The 17,971-nt window shown below is 67.0% G+C and carries 15 protein-coding genes; 6 read left to right on the top strand and 9 right to left on the bottom strand.

The features are described 5' to 3' along the window. The first annotated feature begins 55 nt into the window (after window positions 1–55). A complete protein-coding gene (locus ACNSTU_RS06430) occupies window positions 56–1,405 on the top strand; it encodes an adenosylmethionine--8-amino-7-oxononanoate transaminase (RefSeq protein WP_418212182.1) in 1,350 nt (449 codons plus the stop codon). 6 nt (window positions 1,406–1,411) lie between these two features. Here the strand turns inward: ACNSTU_RS06430 and ACNSTU_RS06425 are convergent, their stop codons facing one another. The 9 genes from ACNSTU_RS06425 to ACNSTU_RS06385 all read right to left on the bottom strand — a co-directional run bounded on the left by ACNSTU_RS06425 (window position 1,412) and on the right by ACNSTU_RS06385 (window position 13,867). Then, window positions 1,412–2,143, bottom strand: a complete 732-nt coding sequence (locus tag ACNSTU_RS06425) for a 16S rRNA (uracil(1498)-N(3))-methyltransferase (protein WP_290635749.1) — start codon at window positions 2,141–2,143, stop codon at window positions 1,412–1,414. Window position 2,144: 1 nt separating this feature from the next. Further along, window positions 2,145–2,645 carry a chemotaxis protein CheW gene (locus ACNSTU_RS06420; RefSeq protein ID WP_290635751.1) on the bottom strand — a complete coding sequence of 167 codons (501 nt, stop codon included), beginning with the start codon at window positions 2,643–2,645 and terminating at the stop codon, window positions 2,145–2,147. Between the two features lie 20 nt (window positions 2,646–2,665). Continuing rightward, window positions 2,666–3,637, bottom strand: a complete 972-nt coding sequence (locus tag ACNSTU_RS06415) for a chemotaxis protein CheB (protein ID WP_290635753.1) — start codon at window positions 3,635–3,637, stop codon at window positions 2,666–2,668. Continuing rightward, window positions 3,624–9,341: an Hpt domain-containing protein gene (locus ACNSTU_RS06410; RefSeq protein ID WP_418212181.1), complete on the bottom strand. Its 5,718-nt coding sequence runs from the start codon at window positions 9,339–9,341 to the stop codon at window positions 3,624–3,626. The genes ACNSTU_RS06415 and ACNSTU_RS06410 overlap by 14 nt, the downstream gene beginning before the upstream one ends. Window positions 9,342–9,357: 16 nt before the next feature. After that, the gene (locus ACNSTU_RS06405; RefSeq protein WP_290635757.1) at window positions 9,358–10,248 is read right to left on the bottom strand and encodes a CheR family methyltransferase; all 891 of its coding nucleotides are present in this window, start codon (window positions 10,246–10,248) and stop codon (window positions 9,358–9,360) included. A 5-nt stretch (window positions 10,249–10,253) separates the two neighbouring features. Continuing rightward, window positions 10,254–12,317, bottom strand: a complete 2,064-nt coding sequence (locus ACNSTU_RS06400) for a methyl-accepting chemotaxis protein (RefSeq protein WP_290635760.1) — start codon at window positions 12,315–12,317, stop codon at window positions 10,254–10,256. Between the two features lie 151 nt (window positions 12,318–12,468). Then, window positions 12,469–13,002: a chemotaxis protein CheW gene (locus tag ACNSTU_RS06395; protein ID WP_290635762.1), complete on the bottom strand. Its 534-nt coding sequence runs from the start codon at window positions 13,000–13,002 to the stop codon at window positions 12,469–12,471. 12 nt (window positions 13,003–13,014) lie between these two features. Beyond that, window positions 13,015–13,380: a response regulator gene (locus ACNSTU_RS06390; RefSeq protein ID WP_290635764.1), complete on the bottom strand. Its 366-nt coding sequence runs from the start codon at window positions 13,378–13,380 to the stop codon at window positions 13,015–13,017. A 127-nt stretch (window positions 13,381–13,507) separates the two neighbouring features. After that, window positions 13,508–13,867 (bottom strand): response regulator, encoded by a 360-nt coding sequence (locus tag ACNSTU_RS06385; RefSeq protein ID WP_091644100.1) that lies wholly within the window; start codon window positions 13,865–13,867, stop codon window positions 13,508–13,510. Window positions 13,868–14,173: 306 nt separating this feature from the next. Between ACNSTU_RS06385 and gshB the strand changes: the two genes are divergently transcribed. From gshB to ACNSTU_RS06360, 5 genes are read left to right on the top strand one after another with little or no spacing between them, the layout of a single operon-like run. Continuing rightward, window positions 14,174–15,118 (top strand): glutathione synthase, encoded by a 945-nt coding sequence (gene gshB, locus ACNSTU_RS06380; protein WP_290635766.1) that lies wholly within the window; start codon window positions 14,174–14,176, stop codon window positions 15,116–15,118. Between the two features lie 8 nt (window positions 15,119–15,126). Next, window positions 15,127–16,170 (top strand): FAD:protein FMN transferase, encoded by a 1,044-nt coding sequence (locus ACNSTU_RS06375; RefSeq protein ID WP_290635768.1) that lies wholly within the window; start codon window positions 15,127–15,129, stop codon window positions 16,168–16,170. Further along, window positions 16,167–16,529: a NusG domain II-containing protein gene (locus ACNSTU_RS06370; RefSeq protein ID WP_290635770.1), complete on the top strand. Its 363-nt coding sequence runs from the start codon at window positions 16,167–16,169 to the stop codon at window positions 16,527–16,529. Before ACNSTU_RS06375 ends, ACNSTU_RS06370 begins: the two co-directional genes overlap by 4 nt. A gap of 40 nt (window positions 16,530–16,569) precedes the next feature. After that, a complete protein-coding gene (locus ACNSTU_RS06365) occupies window positions 16,570–17,106 on the top strand; it encodes a Gx transporter family protein (RefSeq protein WP_290635772.1) in 537 nt (178 codons plus the stop codon). Further along, on the top strand, window positions 17,099–17,956 hold the full coding sequence (locus ACNSTU_RS06360) for an energy transducer TonB (protein ID WP_290635774.1): 858 nt from the start codon (window positions 17,099–17,101) through the stop codon (window positions 17,954–17,956). Before ACNSTU_RS06365 ends, ACNSTU_RS06360 begins: the two co-directional genes overlap by 8 nt. Window positions 17,957–17,971: the final 15 nt, after the last annotated feature.

The raw sequence follows: 17,971 nt of genomic DNA, 5'->3' as shown, positions 1-17,971 counted from the left end.
CCTGAAGAGGCGTTTTTCGTTTACGGCCATCGAACCCGCAGCGTGGAGCAGGATCATGAGTAACCGCGACGTCATCGCGCGCGACCTGAACGCCGTCTGGCACCCGTGTACCCAGATGAAGGACCACGAGTGGCTGCCCCTGGTCCCGATCAAGCGCGGCGAGGGCATCTGGCTGCACGACTTTGACGGCAACCGCTACCTGGACGCCATAAGCTCCTGGTGGGTGAACCTGTTCGGGCACGCCAACCCCCGCATCAACGCCGCGCTGAAGGACCAGATCGACAACCTCGAGCACGTCATCCTGGCCGGTTTCTCTCACGAACCGGTGGTGGAGCTCTCGGAACGACTGGTGGAGATCACGCCCGCCCCCCTGAGCCGGTGCTTCTATACGGACAATGGCTCCAGCGCCGTCGAGGTGGCGCTGAAGATGAGCTACCATTACTGGAAGAACTGCGGCAATCCAAACAAGACCAAGTTCATCACCCTGACCCAGAGCTACCACGGCGAGACGCTCGGCACCCTGGGCGTGGGCGATGTAGCCCTCTACAAGGAGACCTACAAGCCGCTGCTGATGGAAGCGGTTACGGTCCCCTCCCCGGACTGCTTTCACCGGGATCCGGACATGAGCTGGGAGCAACACAGCCGGCGCATGTTCGCCCACATGGAGGCGGCGCTGGAGGCGCATGCCCACGAAACGGCCGCCGTCATCGTCGAGCCCCTGCTCCAGTGTGCCACCGGCATGCGCATGTACGACCCGGTCTACCTGGAACTCCTGCGCGAGGCCTGCGACCGGCACGGGGTCCACCTGATCGCCGACGAGATCGCCACCGGGTTCGGTCGCACGGGGACGCTGTTCGCCTGCGAGCAGGCCGGCATCGTCCCGGACTTCCTGCTGCTCTCCAAGGGGCTGACCGCCGGCTATCTGCCCCTGGCGGTGGTACTGACCAGCGACCACGTCTACGAGGCGTTCTACGACGATTTCGCCACCCTGCGGGCGTTCATGCACTCCCACAGCTACACGGGCAACCCCATCGCCTGCCGTGCGGCCCTGGCGACCCTCGACATCTTCCGGGACGACGACGTCATCGCCCGCAACCGGGCGCTGTCAGCCCACATGCGCCGGGCTGTTGCCCATCTGGAAGACCATCCGCACGTGGGGGAGATCCGCCAGCACGGCATGGTGCTGGCCATGGAGATGGTACGCGACAAGTCAGCGCAGGCCCCGTTCCCGTGGCAGGAACGCCGCGGCATCCGCGTCTACCAGCACGCTCTGACCCGCGAGGCGCTGCTCCGCCCGCTGGGCAACGTGGTGTATTTCATGCCGCCCTACGTCATTACCGAAGAGCAGATCGACCACCTGGCCACGGTGGCGGCCGAGGGCATCGATATCGCCACCCGCGACTGAGGGCCCTCAGGCCAGATCACCCCAGAGCGCCTGCAGGGCGGCCAGCATTGCCACGCCCGCCGTCTCGGTCCGCAGAACGCGCGGCCCGAGACGCACCGGCGCAAACCCCTGCCCCCGGGCGGCGGTCAGCTCCTGGTCGTTCAAGCCCCCTTCCGGCCCCACCAGCAGGCTGCAGCCTTCACCGCCGGGGGCAGTGAGCTCACCGAGGCGCTGACCGTCGTCCGGATGCAGCACCAGTCGCATACCGCCGGGCAGGGCCTCCCAGCAATCCATGAGCCGCTGAACAGGCTCCAGTCGCGGCAGAACGCTGCGGCCGCACTGTTCGCAGGCGCTCACCATGACCCCGTGCCAGTGCGCGTCCTTCTTGCGCAGCCGGTCCGTATCGGTGTTGGCAACGCTGCGGGCGGTGAGTACCGGCACGATCTGCGTGACTCCCAGCTCCACCGCCTTCTGGATCGCCCAGTCCATGCGGTCGCCCTTGCTCACCCCCTGGATCAGGACGGTCGGCAGCGGCGACTCGGCCGGCTCATCCCGGCGGGCACCGAGCAGCACCGTGGCCCGGCGACGCTCGATGGTGCACAGTTCGGCGTCGTGGCTGAGCCCGTGCCCGTCGAAGACCACCAGCGGATGCCCGCTGCGCAGACGCAGCACCCTCAGGTGATTGGCGGCGGCGCCTTCGAGGAGGAGCTCCCGGCCCTCTTCCAGCGTCTCGGCCACGTGGATCCTGGGGACACGCACCTCAGCTCACCAGCAGCCGGTGCGTCCGGGACTCCAGGACGTCCATGTCCGGAATCAGGGCGGGTTCGCCATGGGCGAGCACCGCCTCACGCACCGCCGGGCCCAGCGCATCCGGCTCATCCAGCGGTTCGATACCCTCCCGCTCGACATTGATCAGTCGCGGAATGCCGCGTGTCCGCAGGGCAATGTAGGGCATGCCGGAGCGGGCGCCGAGGGCCTTGAGCACCACGGTCCGCGCCCGGGTCCCTGGAGTGCCGAGCGTCTGGCCGTTCAGCGCTTCAAAGGCGACGCAGGGCACCTGCTGGCCACGCCAGGTCACGAAACCGAGCAGCCACTCCGGTGGTTCGTCCAGCGCCGCCGGCTGAGGGGTGGTGTAACCGACCACCTCCGCCACGACGGTGCCGGGAAGCAGCAGGTAGGTATCGTCGAGCGGTAGCAGGAGGCTGCGGATCGCGCCATCGGATTCGGGCATGGACTCGTCCTTCTCGTTCTGGCGGGGCATGCTGCGCTCCGCACCCATGGTCATGAGGCGCTGGGCGGCTGGGCCACTCCGGAGCGGAGGTACTGGATCAGGGCCCCCGCCAGTTCCTCTGGGTTTCCGCGCCGGGTCACCACGCCGGTGGCCGCTGCGCAGTCCGGCATGTTGCTGATCGCACAGCTGGCGGCGTCCTGGGCCCAGACCTCACCACCCGCGGCGGCGATAGCGCGCACGCCGGCGGCGCCGTCATCGCCCATGCCGCTGAAGATGATCGCTCCGGCGCGCGGCCCATAGACCTGCGCCACGGCCGTTAGCACGGCGTCGATGTTGGGGCTGTAGCTGTGATCGGCGCCGGCGTCGGGGACCAGCATGACTTCTTCCGTATCGGAAAGCTGCAGTGCGTGCTCCACCGGCATGACGTACACCCGACCGGGCTGCAGCGCCACCCCCGTGGTCAGGGATTCCACGCGGAACGGCGTCGTGCGGTTGAGCTGAGCCGCCAGCAGATCGACAAAGCCGTCACCGATGTGCTGAACCAGGATGAACACGGCATCCGGCACATCCGTGACGGCCTCGAGAAAGCGCTTCACTGCCTCAGGCCCGCCGAACGACGACCCAAGCACCCACACCGGCGTGCCGGCAGTTGCAGTGCAGCCATCCAGCCCCGTACCCGCCATGGCCATGAGCTTGCCCGCGAGCCGCCGCATCCAGACTGCCTGATGCTGCTCAGGGGCGTCTTCGTTGAACAGCATCGGCGGCAGGTCATCGCGCTCCATGAGCCGGTCGAGGGCGTCAAGGTCGGCATCGCCGGCACCGTTGAGGTCCACCAGGAGAACCTGCACGTCCCCTTGCAACGGTTCAGTGGCCATGCTGGCCAGATCACTCTGCGCCACCACGGCCAGCCCGTGCCGGACCAGACCCTCGCACAAGGTGGCGCGGGCGGAGCCGGCGGTCCCGATCAGGCCGACCTGAACGGGAACGCGCCCCGGCCGTGTTGAGGTGTCAGTCGCCGCCATGATTCTGCGTCAGTACCTCGCCCAGATTCCCCAGCAACTCGGATTCCTGGTAGGGCTTGCCCAGATAGCGATCCACGCCGATGTCGTAGGCGCGTTGCCGGTGCTTCTCACCAGTGCGCGACGTCACCATGACGATGGGCACCCCGCTCAGGCGCGCATCGTTGCGCATGTGCGTCGCAAGCTCGTAGCCGTCCATGCGCGGCATCTCGATGTCCAGCACCAAGGCATCGGGGACGGTGTCCTGGAGCTTGGCGACGGCGTCGACGCCGTCGCTGGCTGTCACCACCTGCATGCGATGGCGCTCCAGCAACCGCGCTGCAACCTTGCGCATGGTAATGGAATCGTCCACCACCATCACCAGCGGTTCGTCGTGAACCGTGGCGTCCGGTCTGACGTCCGTTTCTTCCGACTCTGGCGCAGCGTGCTCCGGCTCCGGTGCCGCCCCCTGGCGGACCAAGGCCCCCATCTCGAGAATGAGCACGACACGACCGTCCGCCAGGATGGTGGCGCCGTGAATGCCGGGGACGGTGCTAATCTGGGGGCCGACGGATTTGACCACGATCTCGCGTGAACCGATGAGACCGTCCACCTGCATGGCAAGGCGGTGATCGCCGCTCTGCAGAAGCACGACCGGGATACGGCCGGGGTGGCCGCCGAGATTGGGTTCGCCATCGCCGAGCAGATGCGACAGGGCGGTGACCTGATAGTCCTGTCCGGCGTAGTGGTAGACGCCATCGCCACCCTGCGCCAGATAGGTCTCCATCTGGTCCCGTGTGACCCGGACGACCCCGTCGATGCTGGTCAGCGGAATGGCGTAGACCTGCTCCCCGGCCGTGCACAGCAGCGCCTGGTTCATGGCCAGAGTGAACGGCAGGCGTACCGTGAATCGCGTGCCTGCACCGGCCTCGGAGTCGATGTCCAGGGCGCCGCCGAGTTGCTTGATCTCGGCGTTGACCACGTCCATGCCCACACCGCGTCCGGCAACCTGGGTCACCTCCGTGGCCGTGCTGAACCCCTGCTCCATGACGAACCGCATGGTTTCGCGATCAGTGAGTTCCGCCTCGTCCCGCAGCAGCCCGCGCTCCAGCGCCTTGCGGCGGATGGCGTCCAGATCCATCCCGGAGCCATCGTCCACGACCCGGATCACTACTTCGGCGCCCTCGCGATCCAGGCTCAGCGTGATCTGGCCCGCCTCGGGCTTGCCCGCAGCCAGTCGGGTCTCCGGCAGCTCGATGCCGTGAGCGACCGCATTGCGCAGCATGTGCTCCAGCGGCGCCACCACCCGATCCAGTACGGTGCGGTCCATTTCCCCCTGGGCACCCTGAACCCGGATCTGCGCCTTGCGGCCAAGTTCCGCCGCGGTCTGCCGGACGATCCGCCGCAGCCTCGGCACCAGGCTGGAGAAAGGCACCATGCGGGTCCGCATGAGGCCGTCCTGTAGTTCGGTGTTGATTCGCGATTGCTGCAGGAGGAGCGTCTCGGACTCCCGAGCGAGATGATCCAGCAAGGACTCGATGCTGGCAAGGTCGTTCACCGACTCGCCCAGGCTCCGGGACAGCTCCTGCATGCGGGTATACCGATCCAGCTCCAGTGGATCGAAGGCGCTGTCGTCCGCCTGGCTCCTCGTCGCCGCCCGGCCGGGCTGGTCCTCGTCTTCACGATCGTAACGGTGGAGAATCTGGGCTTCGGTCTCCATGTCCAGAGTACGCAACTGCTCCCGCAGCCGATGCACGGTCTGGTTCAGCTCACCGAGGTTGAAGCGTACGGCGCCGACCTGCTGATCGAGCCGGGCCCGGTAGATACTGACCTCACCGGCATGGCCGACCAGCTGGTCGAGCAGATCGGCGCGCACGCGCACGTGGTCGCCGCCGGCGGGTGTGTCGTCGTCCTGCCGGGCTGCCACTGGGGGCTCAGCCCGCGTGCTGTCATCGGCAGCGCCTTCGGCAACGTCTGCCGCTGCCGGCGCAGCGACGGTGGGCTGATCCGCCGCTGCACCGCGCTGTTGCAGGGCGGCGATTTCGGCAATCAGGTCATCCGCGTCATCCAGGGCAGCGCCACGCTCCGCCAGTTCGCGCATACGGTAGAGACGGTCATGGCTGCGTTCCAGCAGGTCGAACAGCGCGTGATCCACGGCCACTTCACCGTCCCGGGCCCGCGCCAGCAGCGTCTCCATGGCATGGCTCAGATCAGCAACCGGGCGGTATCCGGCCATGCGCGCACCGCCCTTGAGGGTGTGCAGCGCCCGCTCCAGGTCGCGCAGCCGCTCCATGTCGTCCGGGGCATCCATCCACGCCTGCTGGGAGGCCTCGATGGTCTGCAGGATCTCCGCCGCCTCCTCGAGGAAGACGTCCATGAGCTCGCGATCGGCAGTATCGTCGACTGCACCGGCATCGCTCCGGGCCACACCGGCGCCGGCCTGCAGGGTTTCGATGCGCGCAATGGTCCCCTCGGCATCACCGCTGTCACCGTGCTCACGGGCAGCCGCCACCATCGCGGCCAGGCGGTCGCAAGCGTCCCGCAATACGGTGAAGAATTCGTCATCCGCCGCCAGCTGACCGTTCGCCAGCGCGTCTACCAGGCTTTCCACTGCGTGGCACAAGGTGGCGATCCGGTCGAAACGAGCAAGGCGGGCGCCCCCCTTGAGCGTATGCAGGGAGCGCTGCAACTCGGCAAGGGAGCGCTCGTGCTCCGGGTCGTCTTCCCACCGGGCCAGTGCCTCGTCCAGGAAGCCGAGAATGTCGTCGGCCTCCTCCAGAAACAGCTCCACCAGGTCCTGATCGACGTCGTCGTCATCGTACTCCGCCACGAACTCTGCTGCGGCCGCGGCGTCCCGGGACGGCGCTTCCCCCGACGCCTGGCCGTCATCATCGGCTTCCACGGGCACGACGGCCAGCTCGGCGAACTCCTCCCGCAGCAGCGCGATGTCCGGCAGTGGCGCGCTGCGACCCAGAGCGGTGACAATGGCGTCCAGCAGGTCGACACCCCGCTCAAGCAGCGCACAGTCATGGTCTTCGAGGGGGCGGTTTTCATCGTGGCGCATGGCGGCATGGAGCTCCATGTCGCGCGCCAGGGTGGCCACTGCACCCACGTCTGCCATGCGGGCACTGCCGCTCAGGGTGTGGAGGGCGCGCAGCAGGTCATCGGTGACGGTGCCATCGGCCGTCTCCCGGCATGCGGACAGAAACGCACGAACGACGCCCAGGTGATCGGCTGTCTCGTTGCGGAAGATCTCGTAAAGTGCGGCATCCATCGCCGGACCGGGCTCGGGCTCGGGCTCGGGCTCGGGCTCGGCTTCGGCTTCGGCTTCGGCTTCGGCTTCGGCTTCGGCTTCGGCTTCGGCTTCGGCTTCGGCTTCGGCTTCGGCTTCGGCTTCGGCTTCGGCTTCGGCTTCGGCTGGATCAGCGTCGGTGGCGACGGCGGTGTCCGCAACCGGGCGCGGTTCCTCGTCGCCGTCCGCCAATGCCACGGCACGCCGCATCAGCTCCCGCACGTCATTCCGGGTTGGCGGCCCACCCTGAAGCTCGTCGACGAGTAACGGGATGGCCTCGACGGCTTCGTCGAGCACGGCAAAGACGGCATTGTCCGCTGCCACATACCCGTCGATGATGCGATTGAGCAACCGCTCCACGGACCAGGCGAGCTCTCCCAGGAGCAGCGCGCCGGCAAGCCTGCCGCTGCCCTTCAGCGTGTGGAACATCCGGCGCACGGTGGTGAGCGCGTCGGTCTCGTCCGGGTTGTGCCGCCAACGTGGATAAGCCTCACGAATGGTCTCGAGGCACTCGTCCACTTCTTCGAGAAATATCTCCAGGATCTCGTCGTCGAGCTGGTCGGAGGCCACCGCGATGTCGAAATCCACCCCACGGCTCGCCGGCGCGGGTCGCGGTGGTTCGGGTGGCCCGGCCGGCGTTTCGGCCTGCGGCGCCTCCTCCTCGTCGCCGACGGGGCCGGATGCGGACGCGTGGGTGTCGGCCGCCGCGTCCTCAGATTCCGGCTCGCCGGCAGCAGCGCCGTAGCCAAGCACGCGCACACTGTTCTCCGCCACGTCCAGAATACTTTCCCGCCCAGAACGATTCTCCAGAACCGCTTCCAGGTAGTATTCAAGACTGGTGATGGCATCGGCGAGGGCATCGAGCCGCTCCTCGGACGGCAGCTGACCCACGGCAAGAATCTCGTCACGGATGCAGCGGCCCGCCGCATCCAGCAACCCGCCGGCGCGCTTGAGGTCGAGCATTTCGAGTGCGCCCTGCAGGCGGCGCAGTACCGGTTCCAGGTTGTCCAGCGACGCACCGCCGCGCTCCTCCATCAGGGAGACCAGCGCCTCCTTGATGACACCGATGTCGGCGACCGCCTCGCGGATGGCGGTGTGGTAGACCGCACGATACTCGATATCAAACAGGTCGTTATCCTGCACGACGCCGGCATCATCCCCCTCGTCGGGGTCATCGGCGTCGGCGCCATCTCCGGCAGCGGCCAGCCCGTCCAGCACTGACTCCACGTAAAGCAGCGCGCGGGCAAACTCCATGAGTTCCGGCTCATCGGCCGACTCGCCGGCCGCAAGCCGCTCCACGAACGGGAGCTGCTCCCGGACGGTCCGGCGCGCGCCGCCAAGGCCGAGCATGCCGAGGGTGTCGGCAACCCGCTGCAGCGCCTCGTCCATGCCGGCAAGCCGCTGGGCGTCCTGCTGATCGCTGCGGACGAAAAGGTCCAGAGCGTCCTTGACGCTGGTCACGTCCTCGCGCAGGGCGTCGGCAACGCTTTGCAGTATGTCGGAACCAGGGCGGTAGCCACCGGTTTCGGCGTGTTTCACGCGGTCCCGGTCATCGGGGAGCGAGTCGGCCAGGGCGAATCGCCGCTGGATCTGCTCCAGCCGCTCCGTGCCCTCCCCGGACTGGCTCACGTAGTAGAGCAGGTTCTTCAGCAACTCCCGTGGCGGGTCGGCAGCCACGTCGCCTCCGGCAATGACCGCCTTGAGATGCCGGTCCACCTGCCCGAGCAGACTCTTGACCGCCGGCGAGGCCTCCAGGCTGCCGTGACGGAGCCCGTCCACGACGCCCGCGGCGATCCACCACAGACTGCCTCTGGCCCCCTCTCCGGAGGCGGCGTCGAGGCGGTCGAGGATGTCCTGCATCCGGTCCAGACTCGGCTGGACGGCCTGTCCCCGCAGGTAGGCGAGCAGGGCGCGCTGGTAGACGTGCCGGTGTTCCCGCGCGAGCTCGCGGATGGATGCCTGCGCTTTCGCATCGTCGTCCGACGCGGGGTCTTGCGTCCGCAGGTCGGGACTGAACAGCATGTTCTCGGTGAGGAGGGATTCACCGCGGGCGGCGCGCAGATCGTTGAGCAGTGGCAGCACCAGGATGCCGCTGTCACGCTCACCGTGCTGAATGCGGTCCAGGTAGCCGGACACCGAGAGAATCCCACGCATGAGGGTCTCTTCCGCCTCACCGGGCTCGCCCGCTTCAGCCTGGATGATGCCGTCGAGGACCTGCTCCATCTCTTCAACCAGCATGGAAAGCCCGTAGAGCTCCAGCATCTGCAGCGTGCCGTAGACCTGGTGCAGATAGGTGGCGCAGAAGCGCAACTGTGTCCTGTCACCGGGGTCCTGGGCGTAGTCTTCCAGCGCCTGCGCCGCCTGGTGCAGCGTCTGTTCCAGCTCGCTGCGGACCCACCCAAGGGTGCTCGCGTCGTTGTGGTGCTGATTGCTCATGATTGGCACCCGCGATTCACTGAGTGGGCCGCCGGAACGCCAGAACGTCACCCGCGTCCGTCACCCGTTCCAGCTGTTCCGGGTGCCCGCGCACCAGTTCTCCGGCACCGAGAATCAGCAACCCACCCGGGCGCAGATGTCGCGCCAGCGCGTCCACAATGGCCTGGCGTCTGGTCCAGTCAAAGTAGATCAGCAGATTCTGGCAGTAGATGATGTCCATGGGCAGATGGCGGGCCAGATGCACGTTGAGCACGTTCATCTGGGCGAAACACACCCGCCGACGTAGCCCCTCGGTAATGCGGAAGCGGTCCTGATCGGGCACCCGTTCGCAGTAGGCGGCCTGCTGGGCCTGCGGGATGTCCCGCAGGCGGCGTAGTGGATACACCCCCGTTCGCCCGGCGGACAGTGCCTGCAGGCTGATGTCCGTGCCTGTTACGCCGAAGTGCGCCGCACTGGCGTGGCGGGCCAGGCCGTCGGCGACCGTCATGGCGAGGGTATAAACCTCTTCACCGGTGGAGCACCCGACACTCCAGAGACCGAGGTCTCCACTGCCATCGCTGATGAGCTGCGGCAGCGCGGTCTCCGCGAGATAGGCCACTGCCACGGGATCACGGAAGAAGCGGGTCTCGTGCACCGTCAGCCGGTCCACCAGCGCGGCCCACTCCAGATTGCCGGCCACACCGGACTGCAGATGGCGGTAGTAGGCATCGTAGTCCTGGAAGCCCACCTCGCGCATGCGCAGGCCAACGCTGGTGACGAGGAACGACTTGCGCTCCGGCGGCATGGTCATGCCGGTACGGCGCTCCAGCAGCGACGCCCAGCAGGCGAACTGCCGATCATCCATCTCCGGCAGACCGTTTGCCTGCCAGAGATCGGTGCGCTGTTGATTCGCCGCCGCCACGCTCACCGCATTCAACCCCGGTTGTCAGGCAGCTTGAACCCGGCAACGGATTCACGCAGCTCGTTGGCCAGATCCGCGAGATTGCCAATGGATGTCGCCGTTTCGTTGGTACCCGCCGAGGTCTGCGACGTGATCTCCTGGATGACGTTCATGGTGTCCGAGATGTTGGCCGCGGCCTGGGCCTGCTGTCCCGCTGCCTCCGAGATGTTCTGGATCAGCCCCGCCAGTTGCTGGGACGTGGTTTCGATCTCGCGCAGCGCCTCGCCGGCCTCTTCCGCCTGGTGCGCGCCGCTGACCACCCCCGAGGTGGACTGTTCCATGGAGATCACCGCCTCGTTGGTGTCCGTCTGGATGGTCTTCACCAGGGCTTCGATCTGCTTGGTGGCATTGCCGGAGCGCTCTGCCAGCCGCTGCACTTCGTCGGCGACCACCGCGAAGCCGCGCCCCGCCTCACCGGCCATGGCGGCCTGGATGGAAGCGTTCAGCGCCAGGATGTTGGTCTGGTCGGCGATGTCGTTGATCAGCTCGACGATGTTGCCGATCTCCTGGGATGACTCGCCCAGACGCTTGATGCGCTTGGACGTCTCCTGGATCTGCTCGCGGATGGAATCCATGCCGTCGATGGTCCGGCGCACGGTTTCACTGCCGCGGGTCGCCAGCTCCACCGAGCGCTGCGCCACGTCGGCTGACTCCTCGGAGTTCTTCGACACCTGGTCGATGGACACAGCCATCTCGTTGACAGCGGCCGACGCGGCCGTGATCTGATGCGCCTGGTGATCCGATGCCTCGGCCAGGTGCATGGCTGTCGCCTGCGTCTGCTGCGCCGCCGAGGAGACCTGCACCGAGGTGTCGTTGATGGTGGTGACCAGGCTGCGCAGCGCTTCAATGGCGTCGTTGAAGGCGTCACCGATGGCGCCGGTGAACGCCTCGTCCACCGACGCCTGTACGGTCAGGTCACCCTCGGACAGCCCCTGGATCTCGTCCAGGAGGTCAAGAATGGCCTGCTGGTTCCTGCGTGACTGCTCGTCCGCGCGCTGCTTCTCTTCTTCCGAGGCGGCGAGTTCCTGCCGCGCCTGTACACGGGTGAGGAAGCCGCGGGTCACCAGCAGGACCAGCGCCAGCCCGCCGAATGCGAAGCCGTACCACTCCTGCAGCGGCCGGGCGGCGGGAAGGTCACGGTAGACGTTCAGCAAGCCATTGCTGGCCGCGTCGATCTGCCGTGAATCGCTGAAGATCTCGGATGCGGCGTCCCGCACCAGGTAAAGATCGGAAGCGCCGGCAAGTATCTCCTCCACCTCCTGCTCCAGCACGCCGAACCGTTCATCCACCGCCTGGAGCGACGCCAGCACCTGGCCATCAGTGACCGCGGGCACCGGCAGCTCACCGTCACCCAGAAGCGAGTCGAGCACCAGACGGAGATCATCCTTGCTCTGGTCAAGACGCTGATCGGCCAGCTCGTTGCCGACTCCGCCACGCAGCATGTCGCCAGTGTGCCGGCGAATGCGCTCGCTGTGCAGCATCAGTTGCCCGACGTAGTAGCCTTGGGCGGCTGGTGCGCCGGCCTCGGCAAGATCGGTGGCGGCATCCTCCGCCACGCGCTGCAGCTCGGGCACCGACACGCGGAAGCGGTCGGCCAGCTCGTTGACCGTCACGACCATGCCCTGCCGATCCATGATGGTCGCCACGTGGCCATCGATCCGCAGCCACGCGCGGCTAACCTGGCCAAGCTGCTCTCCGGCCTCCTCACTCACCTCGGCCGTGGCCGGCAGGCCGGTCTCAGGGTTGCCGTCGGTGAGGACCGCGTAGTGCTCGGCGAGCTCGTCGCGGGCATCCTGAAGCATGAAGAATGCGTCGGTCCGTCCGTTGGCGGCCTCGGAAGCGTTCTTGGCAACAGTCTGCGACAGCACGCGAACGGCTTCCGCCCGTTCGATGTACTCCGCGTCGTAGCGGGCGTGATAGGCGCTATAGGCGAAACTTACGACCATGAGAATGATCGCGACAATGACAAGCCCGCTGAGAACGGTGACGGCTTTGCCGATCCGCTCCGCCGGCGCGGTGTTCTGCGCACCTTTCATGTGTGCTGTCCCTCCAATGAAATCCTGCCCCCGGGCCGGTGAACGGCCTCCATCGTCCGCCGCCGGCCCTCCATGGCACCGGGCGTGATGCCCCATTCACACCCGCCGTCGCGGTCTCGACCGGTCCACGGCAAGCCCGGTTGCAACCCGGTCAGCTCGCCACCATCAGAAACTGCGGGTCATTCACGAGTGCGCGCATGCTGAACAGCAGCCATCGTTCGCCGTGATGCGTCACACTACCGGTGACGAACGGTGCACAAGGCTCGGGCACGTCCTCGGGCACGCCTTGCAGGGCCTCCCGCGGGAAGTGCCGCAAGCCAAACACCTCGTCCACCAGCAGACCGGTGTATGCGTTCTCGATCGGGATCACCAGCACCCGGCTGAGCCGGGTCAGGCTGGAATTGTGATCCCCGATAAAGCCGTTGAGGTCCATGATCGGGAGCAGCGTGCCACGAACATTGGCCATGCCGCGCACCCAGGGCCGTGTGCGCGGTACCGGCGCCAACTCCGGATACTTCAGCAGCTCGGCAACTTCGGTCATGGGGGACGCGAAACGCTGCGCCCCGAGCCGGAATCCGACACCGACCCAGTCTTCGCTGTGCTCCTCCTGCGCTGGCAGGTCGGCGGCATGGTCACGCCCCAGGCGCTCCATGTCCTCAAGCAGGTCAAAGGCGGTCCCGGTCATGGTGTTCGCGCCTCAACCACTGAGGGCGGCCTGGACCTTTTCCAGCAGCTCCTGTTCCGTGACAGGCTTGCTGATGTAGTCCCGGGCCCCCTGGCGCATGCCCCAGATCCGATCCGTGTCCTGGTCCTTGGTGCTGATGATGACGATGGGGATGGTCGAGGTAGCCGGATCCTTGCTGAGCTTGCGCGTAGCCTGGAACCCATTGACGCCGGGCATCACGATATCCATGAGAATGACGTCCGGCGCGGATTCCTGCGCCTGCCGGATGCCGTCCTCGCCGTTCTCGGCAACGCTCACCTCGTAGTCATGCTTCTCGAGCATCTCCCTGAGGACGTATGTCTCTGTTGGCGAGTCGTCAACAATGAGTACCCGGGTCATTCGGCCTGTCTCCCGTAATCCGTGATCTATCCTGTGGATCGCCGGATGGACGCACACGCTCGTGCGTACCCCCCAATGCGTGCGCCCCAAGAGCGCTTCCATATCCGCCGGGACAGCAACCGCAATGCTATGCAGCCTGGGTCAGGTGGCGCTTGATTGCCCCCAGCAATTCGTCGCGCGTAAACGGCTTGGTCAGGTATTCCTGTGAGCCGACGATCCGCCCCCGCGCACGGTCGAACAGGCCGTCCTTGCTGGACAGCATGATGACCGGCGTATGCTTGAACATCTGGTTGTGCTTGATGAGCGCACAGGTCTGGTAGCCGTCCAGCCGCGGCATCATGATGTCCACGAAGATGATGCTTGGCTTGAGGTCGGCGATCTTGGCCAGGGCTTCGAAGCCGTCATTCGCGGTAATGACTTCGCAGCCTTCCTTCTTGAGCAGCGTCTCGGCCGTGCGGCGGATGGTCTTGCTGTCGTCGATGACCATGACCTTCAGGCCCGAGAGTCCGTTCTGACTGGTTTCCTTATCCACCAACTCCCCCGACTTTTCTGTTGTGTCCGGCGCTGCAGCACAGCACCGAGCGGCTTCCGTTCCATAGTCGTGTGGGTCTATGTAACATATGAGCCCGTCACGTGCTAGCAGGACGGCGACCGGCGAGTGGAGCGGACCGGATCCCGGAATGTGTTTCTCCACGCTAGCAGGCCTGCTGCTGCAGAACTGTGAACGTCGTCGCCACACCGGATTGACGACCAACCTCCGGTTATCCCGACCACACCCATGGAGTCATGTGCCATGACCATTCACCTCGGGGTCGTCATGGACCCGATCCAGCAGATCAAACCCTGGAAGGACACCTCCCTCGCCATGCTGCTCGCCGCCCGCCGGCGCGGCTGGACGCTTCATTACTTCGAGCTGGGTGATCTCTTCCTCCGCGACGGCGAGGCCAGGGGGCGCAACCGGTCCCTGGATGTGCGGGATGACAACACCGACTGGTTCACCCTGAGCGACCCGTCGGAGGTACGCCTCGGCGACCTGGACGTCATTCTCATGCGCAAGGATCCGCCCGTGGACGCCCAGTTCACCTACGCCACCCACCTGCTGGAGCGCGCGGAGGCCGCAGGCGCCCGTGTCGTCAACCGGCCGGCCGGGCTGCGTGACGCCAACGAGAAGCTGTTCACCGCGCATTTTGCACAATGCTGCGCCCCCACGCTGGTGGACTGTAGCCGCGACCGGTTGCGGGCATTCATCGCCGAACAGGGCAAGGCGGTCCTCAAGCCGCTGGACGGCATGGGCGGCCGCTCCGTGTTCGTGGTGGAGCAAGGCGATCCGAACACCTCCGTGATCATCGACACGCTCACCGCCGACGGCCAGGCATACATCATGGCGCAGCGCTACCTGCCCGAGATCAGCGACGGCGACAAGCGCATTCTCGTCATTGATGGCGAACCAGTGGACGCGGCCCTGGCGCGCATTCCCGCGGCGGGCGAGACCCGCGGCAACCTCGCCGCGGGCGGCCGCGGCGAGAGCGTCCCGCTGACCGAGCGGGACCGCTGGATCTGTCAGCAGGTCGGGCCGACGCTGGTTGAGCGCGGTCTGCGCTTCGTCGGGCTCGACGTGATCGGTGATTACCTGACCGAGATCAACGTCACCAGCCCCACGTGCGTGCGCGAGCTGGATGCCATCAACGGCACGGATATCGGCGGCCAGTTTCTGGACCGAATCGCCGCTGACCTATGACGGCCCGCATGACCACACGCATTGCGACCTCACTGGCGGCCCTGACCGCGCTGCTCGCGGGCTGTGACCGGGAACCGGACTTCCAGCATCAGCGCCTGCTGGTCTTCGGCACCGTGGTCGAGGTCAGCCTTTACGGTTCACCAAAGGGAACGAGCGACGCACTGCTCGAGGATATCGAGCACGCCCTCTCACGGCGCCACGCGCAATGGCACGCCTGGGAAGAGAGTGAGCTCACGCGGTTCAACGCGGAACTGCAGGCGCATGGCGAAGCCGCCGTGCCGGATGCTCTGGCGCCCCTGCTCGAGACTGGACTGTCCCTGGCAGAACGTACCGGCTACCGCATGGACCCGGGAACCGGCAAGCTTATCAAGGACTGGGGCTTCCACGGCGAGACCCTGGAACCTGACGCCACCCCACCCGCCGATTCCACCATTGACGCCTGGCGGGCCGCCCCCTATAGCGCCGCCGACCTGGGCCGAACCAACGGGCGCATGGAGACCACCCGGCGCGACCTCCAGCTCGATTTTGGCGCCGTGGCCAAGGGCATCGCACTGGGGGAGCTGCGTACCATGCTGGAGGATGCCGAAATAGAGGCCGCCATCGTCAACGCCGGCGGCGACCTGATCACCGTCGGTCAACCGGGCAGTCGGGACTGGGCCATTGGCATTAGCAACCCGGGCGGTCAGGGTGTACTCGGAACCCTGGGCGTTCGTGGCGGTGATGCCGTTTTCACCTCCGGCACCTATGAACGGGGGTTCCAGCACGACGGTACCTGGTATCACCATGTGCTGGACCCTGAGACGGGCATGCCGGCGGACGGCCTGGAGTCGGTCACTGTCATCCACGACGACCCGGCCCTGGCGGATGCCGCAGCCACCGCACTGCTGGTCGCCGGGCCGGAGGATTGGCCGCAGGTCGCCGTGGACCTCGACCTGCGCGACGTCCTGGTGGTTGCACCGGACAATACCGTCACCGCCACGGCAGCGATGGCGGAACGACTGAGCCTGGACGCCGACAGCGGCGCCTCACTGGAGGTCATCCAGACACCATGACCCGCGTCGATGCCGGGTTGCTGCTTGGCGCCATCCTGCTCGTGGCCAGCCTGTACTCCCTGCTCTGGCAACCCGGCGGGGCCGGGCGGGAAGCGCGGGTGTCCGTCGGTGGCGAGGTGGTCACCACCCTGAACCTGGACCGCGACGGCGAACATGCCATTGCCGGCCACCTGGGGACCACCCGGCTGCAGGTGGCCGATGGCCGCATCCGCGTGGTGGAATCCCCCGGGGCACGGCAACTCTGCGTGCGCGACGGCTGGATCGAGGGCGCGGGCGAGAGCACGGTCTGCCTGCCGAACCGGGTGGTGGTGGAGATCACCGGCCGCCCCGGCCATGGCCTGGACGGAAAAACGTACTGACCCCCCGCTCGCCCGGGAGTCAACGATCGACGGGGGCCACGTGTACCGCGAAATCACGCCGGACCGGGACGACCTGCGCATCGCCGGGCTGGCCGCGCTGGCGGTGGCCATCCACGTGGCCGAGACCGTCGTACCCAGCCCGATGCCCGGCATCCGGCCGGGGCTGGCCAACATCATCGTCGTGACCGTCCTGGTCCTGTTCGGCTGGCGCGCGGCGGCCTGGGTCGCAATCCTGCGGGTGGTGGCCGGGGGACTGCTGGTGGGTACCTTCCTGTCGCCGACGTTCATGCTCAGCCTGGCCGGCGCGGTCAGCGCCGTTGCCGCGCTCGGGGTTGCGCGCTGGCTGCCGGGCATCGGCCCCGTCGGCCTGAGCCTGCTGGCGAGCATGGCGCACATGTCGGGGCAATTCCTGCTGGCGTGGCTGTGGCTGGTGCCGCATCCGGCGTTGCCGATGCTGCTGCCGGTGCTGCTCACGGCCGCGGTCGCCTTCGGCTGCCTCAATGGTATGATAACCGCGAGCCTGCTCCGCCGACTCAACCAAGACACCCGCGACCCGCGAAGATCCATGCATGAGTAAGCCCCGCATCAGCCCCGGCGATCGCCTCGGCATGACGCTGTTCATGGCAGCCGCACTGCACGGCGCCGTGCTGCTGGGCGTCGGCTTCACCATGCCCCTCGGTGAGCGCGACACGCCGCCCCTGATCGAGATCACGCTGGCGCAGTCACCCACGGACGAAACCCCGGATGACTACGATTTCCTGGCGCCCGACGACCAGGACGGCGGGGGAACGGCCGACGAAGCCATGCGGCCGGCGGAGCCCAGCTCCCTCCTGCCCGACCCGCGCGACATGAGCGATCTGGTTTCCGCCGCGCCCACGCGACGCCCGGACCCGGCCGCCGACGACACCCGCACCGTCACTACCGACGACGCGGAGACGGCCGTGCCGGAACCCGAGCAGAATGACCCACAACCCGACCACGCCCCCAACCGCGACCTGGTGGATGCCGACGAACAGGTCGCCCGGGATATCGCCGATACCTCCCGCAGCATCGACTGGAATGCGCGCTACCCCTCCCAGCAGCGGATCAACGCCCGCACCCGCGCACACCACGCCGCGGCCTACATGCAGAACTGGATCGAACGCATCGAGCAGGTCGGCAACCTCAACTACCCGGACGACGCACGGCGCCAGCAGCTCTCCGGGCGCATGATCGTGGAGGTCACGCTGGACCCCGACGGCAGCGTCGTGGAGGTGAGACTGCTCGAACGCTCGCCCCACCAGCTGCTGGACGAATCGGCGAAGCGCGTGGTCGAGCTCGCCGGGCCGTTCGAGGCCATTCCGGAGGAGGTGCTCGACGGCAAGGACCAGCTGGTGATCACCCGGACCTGGGAGTTCGTCAGCGGCGGTGAGCTGGAAGCGAGGTGACTGTGCTTGAGAAGG

The sequence above is a fragment of the Aquisalimonas sp. APHAB1-3 genome (assembly GCF_048323695.1).
In the GTDB taxonomy this organism is placed as follows: Bacteria; Pseudomonadota; Gammaproteobacteria; order Nitrococcales; family Aquisalimonadaceae; genus Aquisalimonas.
This window is presented reverse-complemented; position numbering and strand designations above follow the sequence as displayed.